This is a genomic window from Humibacillus xanthopallidus (assembly GCF_006716675.1).
Lineage (GTDB): Bacteria > Actinomycetota > Actinomycetes > Actinomycetales > Dermatophilaceae > Humibacillus > Humibacillus xanthopallidus_B.
The window spans coordinates 606761-619677 of sequence record NZ_VFPM01000002.1 but is presented as its reverse complement, the minus strand read 5'-3'; the positions used below and the strand labels follow the sequence as shown (position 1 = coordinate 619677).

The 12917-nt window shown below is 71.6% G+C and carries 11 protein-coding genes; 7 read left to right on the top strand and 4 right to left on the bottom strand.

All coding sequences use genetic code 11. From position 1 onward, the window contains the following. Positions 1-4: 4 nt before the first annotated feature. On the bottom strand, positions 5-856 hold the full coding sequence (locus tag FBY41_RS10800) for a thioesterase family protein (protein ID WP_141844258.1): 852 nt from the start codon (positions 854-856) through the stop codon (positions 5-7). A 212-nt stretch (positions 857-1068) separates the two neighbouring features. Between FBY41_RS10800 and FBY41_RS10795 the strand changes: the two genes are divergently transcribed. After that, the gene (locus FBY41_RS10795; RefSeq protein ID WP_141844257.1) at positions 1069-2334 is read left to right on the top strand and encodes a DNA recombination protein RmuC; all 1266 of its coding nucleotides are present in this window, start codon (positions 1069-1071) and stop codon (positions 2332-2334) included. Positions 2335-2337: 3 nt separating this feature from the next. On the opposite strand, the gene FBY41_RS10790 is transcribed toward FBY41_RS10795, so the two are convergent. Further along, positions 2338-3087 carry a hypothetical protein gene (locus FBY41_RS10790; RefSeq protein WP_141844256.1) on the bottom strand — a complete coding sequence of 250 codons (750 nt, stop codon included), beginning with the start codon at positions 3085-3087 and terminating at the stop codon, positions 2338-2340. Between the two features lie 328 nt (positions 3088-3415). Between FBY41_RS10790 and FBY41_RS10785 the strand changes: the two genes are divergently transcribed. Further along, positions 3416-5140 (top strand): substrate-binding domain-containing protein, encoded by a 1725-nt coding sequence (locus tag FBY41_RS10785; RefSeq protein WP_141844255.1) that lies wholly within the window; start codon positions 3416-3418, stop codon positions 5138-5140. Positions 5141-5228: 88 nt separating this feature from the next. Here FBY41_RS10785 and FBY41_RS10780 read toward each other — a convergent pair whose 3' ends face one another. Further along, positions 5229-6263, bottom strand: a complete 1035-nt coding sequence (locus FBY41_RS10780; protein ID WP_141844254.1) for a 4-hydroxy-3-methylbut-2-enyl diphosphate reductase — start codon at positions 6261-6263, stop codon at positions 5229-5231. A gap of 94 nt (positions 6264-6357) precedes the next feature. On the opposite strand from FBY41_RS10780, the gene xseA reads away from it, so the two are divergent. Together xseA and FBY41_RS10770 are read left to right on the top strand one after the other, a co-directional pair. Then, the gene (gene xseA / locus FBY41_RS10775; protein WP_141845072.1) at positions 6358-7701 is read left to right on the top strand and encodes an exodeoxyribonuclease VII large subunit; all 1344 of its coding nucleotides are present in this window, start codon (positions 6358-6360) and stop codon (positions 7699-7701) included. Positions 7702-7711: 10 nt separating this feature from the next. Continuing rightward, positions 7712-8026, top strand: a complete 315-nt coding sequence (locus FBY41_RS10770) for an exodeoxyribonuclease VII small subunit (protein WP_141844252.1) — start codon at positions 7712-7714, stop codon at positions 8024-8026. 274 nt (positions 8027-8300) lie between these two features. Here the strand turns inward: FBY41_RS10770 and FBY41_RS10765 are convergent, their stop codons facing one another. Then, the gene (locus tag FBY41_RS10765; protein ID WP_141844250.1) at positions 8301-8888 is read right to left on the bottom strand and encodes a DUF4245 domain-containing protein; all 588 of its coding nucleotides are present in this window, start codon (positions 8886-8888) and stop codon (positions 8301-8303) included. 104 nt (positions 8889-8992) lie between these two features. On the opposite strand from FBY41_RS10765, the gene glpX reads away from it, so the two are divergent. The 3 genes from glpX (at position 8993) to FBY41_RS10750 (ending at position 12834) form a co-directional block, all read left to right on the top strand. After that, the gene (glpX, locus tag FBY41_RS10760) at positions 8993-9985 is read left to right on the top strand and encodes a class II fructose-bisphosphatase (RefSeq protein WP_141844248.1); all 993 of its coding nucleotides are present in this window, start codon (positions 8993-8995) and stop codon (positions 9983-9985) included. 11 nt (positions 9986-9996) lie between these two features. After that, on the top strand, positions 9997-10938 hold the full coding sequence (locus tag FBY41_RS10755) for a PfkB family carbohydrate kinase (protein WP_141844246.1): 942 nt from the start codon (positions 9997-9999) through the stop codon (positions 10936-10938). A gap of 165 nt (positions 10939-11103) precedes the next feature. Further along, positions 11104-12834, top strand: coding sequence for a substrate-binding domain-containing protein (locus tag FBY41_RS10750; protein WP_141844244.1), 1731 nt, complete (start codon positions 11104-11106; stop codon positions 12832-12834). Positions 12835-12917: the final 83 nt, after the last annotated feature.

Below are 12917 nucleotides of genomic sequence, written 5' to 3'. Positions count from 1 at the left end.
GGGCTCAGCCGTTGCGGCCGGTGGAGAGGCGGACCCCGCAGAGCTGCCGAGACTGGGCGACGAGGGCTCCGGTGCTGTCCCAGATGCTCGCGTCCTCCTCCATCATGCCGCCGCCGACGTTCTCGCTCGAGAGCGACACCTGCAGCCAGCCCGGGGCCGGGCGCCGGCGGATGTGACCGGTGAACTCCAACGTCGGCGTCCAGCCGAGGATGCCGAGGTCGAAGGCCACGGGCGGCAGCGCGTCGAGCGCCATCATGAGCATGGTCGTGTCGGGCTCGCGGGCGTCCTTGAGGCGCAACCACCCTCGGATGACGCCCTTCATCGACGGCTTGCCGAGTGCCCAGCCGGCCGTGGCCGGGTCGAGGCGCAGGTCGAGCCGCTCGAGGAAGCGCATGTTGGCGAGGAACTCCGGCGGGGCCTGCTCGGACGACACGCACTGCTCCGGCGGCGGCATGTCGGGCGGTGTCGACTGCTTGAATGTGTCGACCTGCTCGAGGTTGCCGAACGAGGCGATGGCGCGCATCCGCTCGACGGGGGTGCCGTCGGAGCCCGGCTGGCTCAGCGAGATCTGCCCGGTGGAGAGCATCCGCCCGCACCGCATGAGATCCGTGGTGACGGTGAAGGGGCCCGGCGCCGAGGCCGTCATGAAGTAGGCGGACATGACGACGGGGTCGCTGTGCTTCGTCTCCTCTGCCGGGTCCGCGGCCAGGTGCTCACCGAGCGCCTGCAGCCCGGCCGCCATGACGAAGCCGCCGTTGACGGCGTTGCCGATCATCCAGTCCTCGGTGAAGGTGCCCGTCCTGCGCGTGGGGCCATCGCCCGGCTCGAGCCGGATCGCGTCGTCGTACTCGCTCACGGGCTAGGTGTAGCACGGGTGTCGCACCCGGGCGCTTCCGAGCCCGTCGAGTGCCCACTTCCCGACGCGAGGGAACTGAGCACTCGACCACCCCCGCCACCCCCTCCCCGTCGAGTGCCCACTTCCCGACGAGAGGAACTGAGCACTCGAGTGCTGGGGTGTCACGGGTGTCGCACCCGGGCGCTGTCGGTAGGGTCTGCGACGGTTGCCCCATGGATGCGACCGCGCTGCTCATCGGGCTCCTCGTCGGGGCCGTCATCGGGGCAGTCATCGCCGGTCTGTGGGCTCGCTCCAGCCTGCTCGGCCGGTCGGCAGCCGCCGAGGCCGAGCGCGACGTGCTCCGCGAGCGCGTCGGCGACCTCGAGGCCAGCCGTGCCGGCGAGGCCGAGACGGCGGCGCTGCTCGCTCCGCTGCGCGACACGATCAGCCGTGTCGAGCGCCAGGTCGGCACCCTCGAGCGGGACCGCGTGCAGCAGTTCGGCCAGCTCGGCGAGCGCCTCACCGAGGTGAGCCGGTCGACCGAGTCGCTGCGCTCCGAGACCGCGACGCTCGCCACCGCCCTCAACGCCTCGACGGTGCGTGGCGCCTGGGGCGAGGTGCAGCTGCGCCGGGTACTCGAGCTCTCGGGCCTGCTCGCGCGCTGCGACTTCGACGAGCAGGTCACGCGGGTCAGCAGGCACGGTGCCACGGTGCGGCCCGACGCCGTCATCAACCTCCCCGGCGGCCGTAACGTCGTCGTCGACAGCAAGGCGCCGATGTCCCACTTCCTCCAGGCGCACGGCGACACGGTGTCCGAGCTCGAGCGCGGCGAGCTGCTGGCCGCGCACGCGACCGCCCTGCGCCGTCACGTCGAGAGCCTCGCGGGCAAGGCCTACTGGACCGCCTTCACCCGCTCCCCCGAGGTCGTCGTCTGCTTCGTGCCGGGCGAGGCCATCCTCGCCACCGCGCTGGCCGACGACCCCGGACTCTATGAGCACGCTCTGTCGCGCAAGGTCGTGCTCGCCTCCCCGGGCACGCTCTATGCCGTGCTGCGCACCGTCGGGGCCATCTGGCAGCAGGATGCCCTCGAGCAGAACGCCCGTGAGCTGCTCGCCATCGGGCAGGAGCTGCACGCCCGGCTGGCCACCCTCGGCGGGCACGTCACTGCGATGGGACAGTCGCTCACCCGCTCGGTCGAGCAGTACAACCGTTTCGTCGGCACGCTCGAGTCACGGGTGCTCGTCACCGCCAGACGTATGCACGAGCTGCACCTCACGAGCGAGCGGCCGCCGACCCTCGCGCCCCTCGAGGTCGCACCGCGCTCGCTCAGCGCCCCGGAGCTCGCCGGCGAGCCCGAGTCGGTGCAGCAGCACGTCGCTGAGCACGACGACAGGCTCGACGACGGGTTCGGACGCGACGCGCGCGACACGGCATACCTCGAGGGCGAGCGCCCCGGCGCGAGCGCGCTCGCCCGAAGGGCTGACTCGGCCACCGGTTGACGTTCACCCGACCTTGGGCAGCAGGGTGGTCAGGGCGGCCGAGGTGAGCGGGGCGAGGATGAACACGGCGGCCTGCAGCTGTGACCCGATGGTCACGTTGGCTTCGGTCAGCGTGTCAATGCGCTTGCGGCCGTTGAGCCAGGTCTCGAGCTCGGCTGACGTCGGCGGCGGCATGCCCTCCAGCGGGAACGACGCCTCCCGGATCTCGGTGCACAGCCGCCTGAGCGACAGGTGTGCCGGCACGTAGACCACGATGAGCAGAGCGCTGAAGAACGCCCCGTAGAGCAGCACGCTGATGGCCGGGAAGGAGGTCGCGGGCACGAAGGCGGGAACGACTGCGAGACGCAACGACCCGGAAGCCAGCACCGCCAGACCTATGACCGCACCGGCGGAGCCCAGGAAGCGGCGGATGCGACTCCGCGACACGAGCGCCATCTGGATGGACTCGGTGTCGTCACTCCTAGGCACCGTGCGACGGACCAGGTCCTGCACGAGGCCGATGCCGAACACCGCGGGAAGGCCCACGCCCAGGGCGGCCAGGGCGGTCAGCAGCCAGACCTTGACGTGGTGCCCGACGAGAGGCCAGTCGAAGCCTGCGGCCGGCGAGAACACGGCGAGCATCACGAGTGCCAGCGCGACCACCGCCGGGATGGCCCACACCGTGCGCCCGACCGCGTTGTGCCGCACGAGGTCGACGATCTCCGACCACAACGGCACTGCCACCACTGCCCAGACGGCCACCTGCACAGCCATGACAGAAGCCCAAACGATGAACCCCGACGTGTGAATGAACTGGAGGCTGCGCGGATCCGACCCGGCCCCCACGAGAAGCACCCCCGCACCGGCGAGAGCCCCGCCCAGGGCCAAGAGGATCACGACCAGCGGATTCCAGCGCTCCAGACGACGGTCCCAAGCCTCTTCGAGTCCGGGCGGAGGGGACGGGTGCGGGCTCGAGGGTTGACGACTCACGGGCACCTCCCGAGATCGGACGGGCCGACGCGGTCCGGACTCCCAGCGTCGCACAGGAATGGACACCGGGACACGCGCAACGGACAATACGCCGCGTGAGATTGGGTAGAGCATGACCGGGGTTGGGGGTCCGGATCAGCAGGGTCAGCAGGCTCCGCCGCCGAGCAGCACCGGCAGGCGGATCGGTCCGTACGAGCAGAGCCTCATCGACTCGCGTGAGCGGGTCGAGGCGCGGGCCCGTGAGCGAGCACGGCGGCAGCGCCGCACGCGGACGCTGGCTGCGGTCCTCGTGGCCGTCCTCGTCGCCGGCGCGGGGTATGCCGCCTGGCGCATCGTCGGACAGCCTGACGTCGCGACCTCGGTGCCCGAGTCAGCCGCCCAGCCCACATCGTGCGCCGAGCCGACCACCGTGCGCCTCGCTGTCGCGCCCGTGGTGGCACCCGTCGTCGCAACCGCGGCGGAGGCCCTGAGCAAGCACGCCGACGGGCCCTGTGCGGCCTACGAGATCGAGCCCGCCCAGGCGTATGCCGTCGCCGGCTCGCTCAGCGGTTCGGCCGTGCCGGACGGCTGGGTCACCGACTCGCTCGGTCTGCTCGACCGGGTCGAGCAGACCTCGGGCAGGAAGCTGACGGCCACCGAGCCCTTCGCGTCGACCGGCCTCGTCGTGGCCATGCCGGCAGCGGCCGCCGATGCCGTGGGTGACGACCTCAGCTGGGCGCGCCTGCTCACGACCTCCACGCCCGTGCGCGTGCCGGACCCCAACCGCACGACGATCGGGCGCCTCGCGCTCGGGGCAGCGGCCTCGACCCTCGACGAGGCCAAGCTGCGGGCAGCCTTCTACGGCAGCGCCCGGGGCGGCATCGCCACCGTCGCGCTCGACGGGGTCGCCACCTCGGCGCAACCCGTCGGCGCCGTCGTCACCGAGGCCGAGGTGAGCGCCTGGAACGCTGCCCACCCCGAGGAAGCCCTCACCGCGATCGCGCCGCGCGAGGGCTCCGCCGCCGTCGAGTACTCCTTGATCCCGGTCGCGACCACCTCCGCCACCCGCTCGCTCGTCACCGCTCTCGGCGACTACCTCAAGAGCGATGAGGCACGAAAGCTCTTGCAGGACAGCGGCTTCCGTATGCCGTCCGGTGGCGACGCCAAGGCGCCCACCCCCCTCATCGGCACCGTCTCCATCGTTGCCACGCCGAGCCCCGCCGCCATCGCCAAGGCGACGGCGGCGTGGAACGCCAGCGCGCCGAAGGCCCAGACGCTGCTCGCCCTCGACGTGTCGGGCTCGATGCTCGAGCGCACGAAGGAGGGGACCCGGCTCGCTGTCGTGCAACGCGCGACGGCGCGGGCACTCGGCGCCGCGGCACCCCAGACCCGCACCTCGTTGTGGGCCTACTCGCAGCACATCGGCACCAAGGGTGACGACCAGAAGCAGCTCGTCGGCTACGACACGCTCGGCGACCCGGCTCAGCTGACCGCGATCGAGGACTCACTCGCCAAGCTCAACAAGATGGTGGGCGGGGGCAGCGGGCTCTACGACACAGTCGCCGCGGCCTACGACCGCGCCAAGGGCACCTTCGCGCCCGGGCACACCAACTCCGTCGTCATCGTGGCCGACGGTCCGAACGAGGACGACTACGGCCTCTCGCTCGACCTGCTCAAGCAACGGCTCGCGAGCGCCAAGGACCCGGCTCGGCCGGTGCGCGTCGTCATCATCGGTCTCGGGACCGCGGTCGACGAGAAGGCGATGAAGGACATCGCCGCGACGACCGGCGGCTCCTACCTCGCGGCGCCCACGGTCGACGACCTCGAGCCGGTCCTGCTCCGGGCCCTCGGGGGCTGAGGCACCGTCTCAGTCAGCGACCCGCAACCTGCGTGCGACGGACCTAGGGCTCGGGAGCCGGCGACCCGCCAGCGGCGGGGCCTGGCAGTCAGTGCAGCGAGCCGGCGTCCTCGAAGGAGCCGTCGTGGCGCAGGGTGCCCGCGTCCTCACCCTTGCGGGCCTTGAGGTCACGGCGCAGCTCGGTGGGCAGGGAGAAGAGCAGCGACTCCTCGGCGGCGATGACGGCCTCGACCTCGCCGTAGCCGCGCTCTGCCAGCCAGGCCAGCACGTCGCGCACGAGCACCTCCGGCACGCTCGCGCCGGAGGTGACACCCACGGTCGAGACACCCTCGAGCCAGGCGTCGTCGATCTCGTCGGCGAAGTCCACGAGGTGACCGTCACGGGCACCGTGCTCGATGGCCACCTCGACGAGGCGCACCGAGTTCGACGAGTTGCGCGACCCGACGACGATCATGAGGTCGGTGTCCTTCGCCATCTGCTTGACGGCGAGCTGGCGGTTCTGCGTGGCGTAGCAGATGTCGTCGGACGGGGGGCTCTGCAGGGCCGGGAACTTCTCCTTGAGGCGCGCCACCGTCTCCATCGTCTCGTCCACGGAGAGGGTGGTCTGCGAGAGCCAGACGACCTTCTCCGGGTCGCGCACGGTGACGTTGTCGACGTCGTCGGGCCCGTCGACGAGGGTGATGTGCTCGGGTGCCTCACCGGCCGTGCCGACGACCTCCTCGTGGCCCTCGTGGCCGATGAGCAGGATGTCGAAGTCGTCGTCGGCGAAGCGCACGGCCTCGCGGTGCACCTTCGTCACGAGGGGACACGTCGCATCGATCGTCTTGAGGCTGCGGGCCTTCGCCTCCTCGTGCACCACGGGAGCCACACCGTGGGCGGAGAAGATGACCGTCGCGCCCTCGGGCACCTCGTCGGTCTCGTCGACGAAGATCGCGCCGCGCTTCTCCAGCGTGTTGACGACGTGCTTGTTGTGCACGATCTGCTTGCGCACGTAGACGGGCGGGCCATAGAGCTCGAGCGCCTTCTCGACGGTCACGACGGCCCGATCGACACCTGCGCAGTAGCCGCGCGGTGCCGCGAGGAGGACCTTCTTGACGGACGTCTGGTCGGCTGGCTCACTCATGGCCCCCATCGTACGTGGCGGGCCACCACCGCCTGCTCCCCCGCTCGGCTCGCGGCGCACGGGCCGTGCGGAGCATAGGGTGACCCGGGTGAGCATGACGAGCCCGCTGCCGGAGAAGGCCGCTGACACGACGGCCGAGCAGCCGTGGCCGGTGCGGGTGCTCAGCCTCAAGATCAGCGACTACGTCGACCGGATGAGCCAGCTCTGGGTCGAGGGCCAGGTCGTGCAGTTCAACCCGCGCGGCGGCACGGCGTTCCTCACCCTGCGTGACCCCGACGTCGACATGTCGCTGTCGGTCTCGGTGCCGATGAACGCCGTCAACGCGATGCCGATCCCCCTCGCGCAGGGCTCGCGGGTGGTGCTCCAGGCCAAGCCGACCTTCTGGACCAAGCGCGGCACCCTCCAGCTCGAGGCGCGACAGATCCGCCCCGTCGGCATCGGCGACCTCCTCGCCCGGGTCGAGATCCTCAAGCGCACCCTCGCCGCCGAGGGCGTCTTCGCCGCGGAGCGCAAGCGCCCGATCCCCTTCCTGCCCAAGCGGGTCGGACTCGTGACCGGGCGCAGCTCCGCTGCCGAGAAGGACGTCGTCGAGAACGCCCGCAGGCGCTGGCCGGCCGTGCGCTTCGAGATCCGCGAGGTCGCCGTGCAGGGCACCACCGCCGTGACCGAGGTCATCGAGGCGCTGCGCGAGCTCGACGCTCATCCCGAGGTCGAGGTCATCGTCATCGCCCGCGGAGGCGGAGCCCTCGAGGAGCTGCTGCCCTTCTCCAACGAGGCCATGGTGCGAGCCGTCGCTGCCGCGCGCACCCCAGTCATCAGCGCCATCGGCCATGATGTCGACCAGCCACTGCTCGACCTCGTCGCCGACTGGCGCGCCTCGACCCCCACCGACGCCGGCAAGAAGGTCGTGCCGGACGCCCAGCGCGAGCTCGCCCTCGTCGACGGCGGGCGCGACCGCCTCCGTCGCGCCGTCGGGCGTCGCCTCGAGAGCGAGCGGGCAGGTCTGCGGGCGCTCCTCAGCCGGCCGGTGATGGCCGACCCCGTTGCCCTCGTGCGCGTGCGGCGCCAGGAGATCGCCACCTTGCGCAGCCGCGCCGCGATGCGCCTCGAGACGCGTCTGCACCGGGCGGCCGACGAGGCCGAGCACCTGCGACGTCAGGTCGTCGCGCTCTCGCCCCAGTCGACGCTCGAGCGGGGGTATGCCGTCGTGCAGCACCGCGACGGACGCATCGTCATGGACCGCGACGAGGTGGGCATCGGCGAGCTCCTGCGGGTGCGGGTCGCGCGCGGCGACTTCGGTGTGAGGCCGGTCAGCGACGGCATCGCCGACGACCCCGCTGCGGACGCTGGCGACCCTCCGGTGAAGGCCGCGCCGAGACGCCGGGCGCCACGCACGGCCAAGGCCACCGCGCGCCCGACGACGAAGAAGTCGTCGTAGGGTGGCGGCCATGCCCGACCCCGTTGCCTCGACCGACCCGTCGCAGAGAGCCGCCGAGGCGGCCGGTGGCACCGAGGTCGCCTTCCCCGACATCGCCGGGATGCGATACGAGGACGCCCGCGAGGAGCTCGTCTCGATCGTCTCGCGTCTCGAGACCGGCCAGGCACCGCTCGAGGACTCGATGCAGCTGTGGCGGCGTGGAGAGGCTCTCGCCGCGCACTGCGCCCGGTGGCTCGACGACGCGCAGACCGAGATCGAACAGGCCACCCGACCGGCGCCGCCCGCAACCTTGCACGCCGACGACGAGATCTTCGACGAGTCCTGACCCGCGGCCTCTGATCGGGCCGACGTGTCCGGCCCCGCTCGACCTGGATCTACCTGCAGATCAGTCTGCGTCTGCTGCTGCCCCGACAACCAGGAATGCAGACTGATCCGCAGTCAGACGCTTCAGCCCGATCAATCCGCGGATCAGTCTGCGATGGAGGTCGTGCGCCCAGATCTGTCTGCGGATCAGTCTGCGATGGCGGTCGTGCGGCGGATCAGTCTGCGGATCTGTCCGCGGATCAGTCTGCGGTTGGGGTCGTGGGTTGCGCCTCGGGTCAGGGCGCGGTCGGAGTGACCGGCTTGAGGGCCGCGACGAAGGTCTTGAGCTCGTCCTCGCTCGCGTTCGTCGTCGCGACGAGGGTGAGGCCGCCCGAGGCGGAGGGGCGCACGACGTAGCTGACCTGCGCGGTGCGCCCACCGGCATACCGCTCCACGGTGCGGCCGCCGACGGCGACAGTGCCGGCCATGGGGTTGTCGGTGACCGACGTCGAGAGCCAGGTGTCGCTCGGCGCGGCGGCCTGCTTGAAGGCGATGTCGCCACCGGCAGGGGTCTTCCAGACCGTCGTGAAGGTGGGCACCTTGTCGGTGCCGGGCGCGTAGGTCGCCGTCGTCGGCACCCAGCCCGAGCCGAGACCGGTCGGCATCTCGATCGGCCAGCGTGTCTGCGCGGCGACGCTCGAGGCCTTGCCCGCTGCGTCGACGGCCGGCCGCTCGACCTCGCTCATGCGCGGCACGATCGCGACGAGCACGAGCAGGAAGAAGCCGATGACGAGGAGCGAGCGCAGCATGTTGGGCATCGAGCCCAACGAGTAGCGGCTCGCGGGGGCTGCGGGCGGGGGCGCTGAGCTGCCCGGTGCGGTCATGGCCCCATCGTCCCCCGCCGTTGGACGCGCGTCCAAACCGCCTCTCCCCGCCCGATAGGCTGTCGCCCACTCGCGACAGTGCAACGGAGCCTACGGAGGACTCGATGAAGCACAGCCAGCCCGACCGCAACCTCGCTCTCGAGCTGGTGCGGGTCACCGAGGCGGCCGCGATGGCCGGAGGCCGATGGGTGGGCCGCGGAGAGAAGAACAAGGCCGACGGCGCCGCGGTCGAGGCGATGCGCGCCATGATCTCCACCGTCAGCATGAACGGCGTCGTCGTCATCGGTGAGGGCGAGAAGGACAACGCCCCGATGCTCTACAACGGCGAGCACGTCGGCGACGGCACCGGCCCCGAGGTCGACGTCGCCGTCGACCCGATCGACGGCACGACCCTGACGGCCAAGGGCATGAACAACGCGGTCGCCGTCATGGCCGTGGCCAACCGGGGCGCGATGTACGACCCGTCAGCCGTCTTCTACATGGACAAGATCGCCACTGGCCCCGAGGCGGCCGACGTCGTCGACATCCGCCTGCCCGTGGCCGAGAACATCCGGCGAATCGCCAAGGCCAAGAAGGAGACTCCCGCTGACGTCACGGTCGTCATGCTCGACCGGCCACGGCACGACGCCCTCGCGCAGCAGATCCGCGACACCGGCGCCCGCATCCGCTACATCGTCGACGGCGACGTCGCCGGCGCGGTCATGGCCGCCCGACCCAACACCGGCGTCGACCTGCTCCTCGGCATCGGCGGCACCCCCGAGGGCATCATCGCCGCATGCGCGATCAAGTGCACCGGCGGTGTCATCCAGGGCCGGCTGTGGCCCAAGGACGACGACGAGCGCCAGCGCGCCCTCGACGCCGGCCACGACCTCGACCGCGTGCTCTCCACCGACGACCTCGTCGTCGGCGACTGCTTCTTCGTCGCCACGGGCATCACCGACGGTGAGCTGCTGCGTGGCGTGCGCTACGGCGCGAAGTCGGCCCGCACCAACTCACTCGTCATGCGCTCGCGCAGCGGCACCATCCGCACGATCGACAGCGAGCACCGCTTCGACCGACCCGGCTGGTTCGGCAGCACCGACATGATCGAGCCCTGAGGAGAGCCGCCATGAGCCCCGTCCCCGTGCGCACCCTCGTCATCGGCGAGGCCCTCGTCGACGCGGTGACCGACGCGTCGGGCACCGTGACCGAGCACGTCGGCGGCAGCCCCGCCAACGTTGCCTTCGGGCTCGCGGCGCTCGACCACCCCGTCGACCTCGCCACGTGGATCGCGACCGACGAGCGCGGCCGCCGCATCGAGGCCGTATGCCGTGAGCGCGGGGTCGCCCTGACCCCCGGCTCCCAGGACGCTCCCTTCACGACCGTCGCCCACGCCACGCTCGACGCGACCGGGGCGGCGACCTACGTCTTCGACATCGACTGGCGGCTGGCGCCGATCGCCGACCTCACGGCATACGGCCACGTGCACACGGGGAGCATCGCCGCGGTGCTCGAGCCCGGCGGCGCGGACGTGCGCGCCGCCCTGACTGCCGCCAGGGCGACGGGAGCGACCGTCTCCTACGACCCCAACGCGCGACCGAGCCTCATGGGCGCCCCCGCCGACGCGCGACGCCTCATCGAGGAGGCCATCGCGAGCGCCGACGTCGTGAAGCTGAGCGACGAGGACGTCGAGTGGCTCTGCCCCGGTGAGCCGCTCGAGGACGTCATCGCGACGTGGGGCACCCTCGGCCCGGCGCTGCTCGTCGTCACGCTCGGCGGGGCGGGTGCGGTCGTCAGCGTGCCGGCCACCGGTGAGGTGGAGTCGCTGCCGGCCCCCGTCGTCGACGTCGTCGACACCGTCGGCGCCGGCGACTCCTTCATGGCGGGGCTCGTCTCGGGTCTGCTCGACGCAGGCCTGCTCGGGGGTCGCGCCCAGCGCGAGTCGCTGCGGGCAGCCGCCCTCGCGGACGTCGCCCCGGCCGTGCGGCGCGCCCTGCGCACCGGCGCACTGACGGTCGAGCGCGCCGGAGCGCACGCCCCCCACCGGGCCGACCTGGCCGAGACCGGCTGACCCGGCCCGTCCGGGAGCACCGCCAACGGTGGTGCGTCACAATTCGGGCATTCGACAGAACGGTCAGGGGTCAGGCACCATTCTGCGCGGCCCGCCGGGTACCTTTCACCGGTGGATCATCCTGACGCCCCGGGCTGCCGGGGAGTCCACATGTGAGGAACCCCGTTGACCAGCCCCACCCCTCCACAGCGCCCGGTCGGCCCGTACGAGAAGAGCCTCGTCGAGAGCCGTGCCGCGCGAAAGGCTCTCGAGGCCAAGCTCGCCGCACGGCGCCGCAACCGCGTCATCGCGTCGATCCTGGGCGTCGTGCTGCTTGTCGGCGCCGGCGTCGGCGGCGCGATCTGGTGGACGGGCCGCGACACGGCGATCCCGCTCTCCGCCCTCCCGTCGGTGACCGGCAAGGCCTGTCCTGACCGCACGCCCGTGACCCTGTGGGTGTCCGAGGCCGCACAGCCGGCGACCCTCGCGCTCGCGAAGCAGTACCAGGCCGACCCGTCGTCGCCGTGCGTCGACTACCTCGTCAAGGGCAAGACGCCGATCGAGGCCATGATCGGCCTCGGCCAGGGCCAGCCCAACCGGCCCGACGGCTGGATCCCCGACTCCCCGCGCTGGGTCGAGCGGGTCAACCAGACGGCCAAGATCAACGCCAAGGTGGCGCAGCCCTTCGCGAAGAGCCCTCTCGTCATCGCGATGGACCCGACCGAGGCGACGTCGCTCGAGGGCCAGCCGCAATGGCTCGACCTCGTCGCCTCCGATGCGCCGATCCGCCTCAGCGACCCCCGTACGACGACGGCCGGCATGCTCACGCTGGCGTCGGCCCTGCCGCAGCTGAGCGCCGAGCAGGGGCGCACCGTCATCCCCAAGCTCGCCCAGGGCGCGGCGGCCTCCATCGACGACCTCTTCGCGACCTACAACGAAACTCCTGACAAGGCGCGGGCCTTCCCCGTCGCCGAGGCCGACCTCATCGACCACAACCGGCTCTACCCCGACCACAAGATGGTGTCGGTGACGCCGGCCGAGGGCACCCCGGCCTTCGAGTTCTCGCTCGTCAACGTCGCGACCGACCCGGTGCGCGACCAGGCCGTCGAGCTGCTCCGCGCCTACCTCCAGGGGCCCAAGGCGGCGACCATCTTCGCGCAGTACGGGATCCGCTCGACATCGGTTCCCGTCACGATGCCGACTCCTCAGGGCAGCATCGGCGACGTCAAGGTGGGTCCTCAGCCCGACGCTCCGACCGTCGCCCGGGCCACCGACACCTGGCAGTCGGCCACGACCGACTTCTCGCTGCTCGCCGTCTTCGACGTCTCCGGGTCGATGAACGAGAAGGTGGGCAACACGACCCGCGTCGCCATCACCCAGGAGGCAGCCGGCATCGCCCTCTCCGCGCTGCCCAGGAGCACGAAGCTCGGGCTGTGGTTCTTCTCCATCGGCATCGGCGCCGGGGGCACCGACTACAAGCAGGTCGCGCCCATCGGCCGCCTCGACGACCCGGCGCACCGCGCCACGGTCGCCGCCGGCGCCGCCGCCCTCAGCAAGAACGTCGGGGGCGGGACGGGTCTCTACGACACGATCTGGGCGGCATACCAGACCGCGATGAAGAGCTACGACCCCGACCGTGTCAACGCCGTCGTCGTCATGACCGACGGGCGCAACGACGACCCGAACGGCATCTCGCTCGAGCAGCTCAAGGCCAACCTGCGCGCGGCGAGCAACCCGGCGAAGCCGATCGCGATCACGACGATCGGCATCGGGCCGGACGTGGACCCCAAGGCGCTCACGGCGATCTCCCGGATGACCTACTCCGACTTCTACTCGGCGCCGAGCCCGGGCGACATGACGACGGTGCTCGCGCGCGCCCTCTTCGACCACGAGTGCAAGGACGGTCGCTGCGTCTGAGCGGGTACGGGACGACGGCAAGGCAGTTCGTCCCTTTCACACCGCTTCACGAAGGCCCGCCGAACCGCGGGCACGCCCGCTTC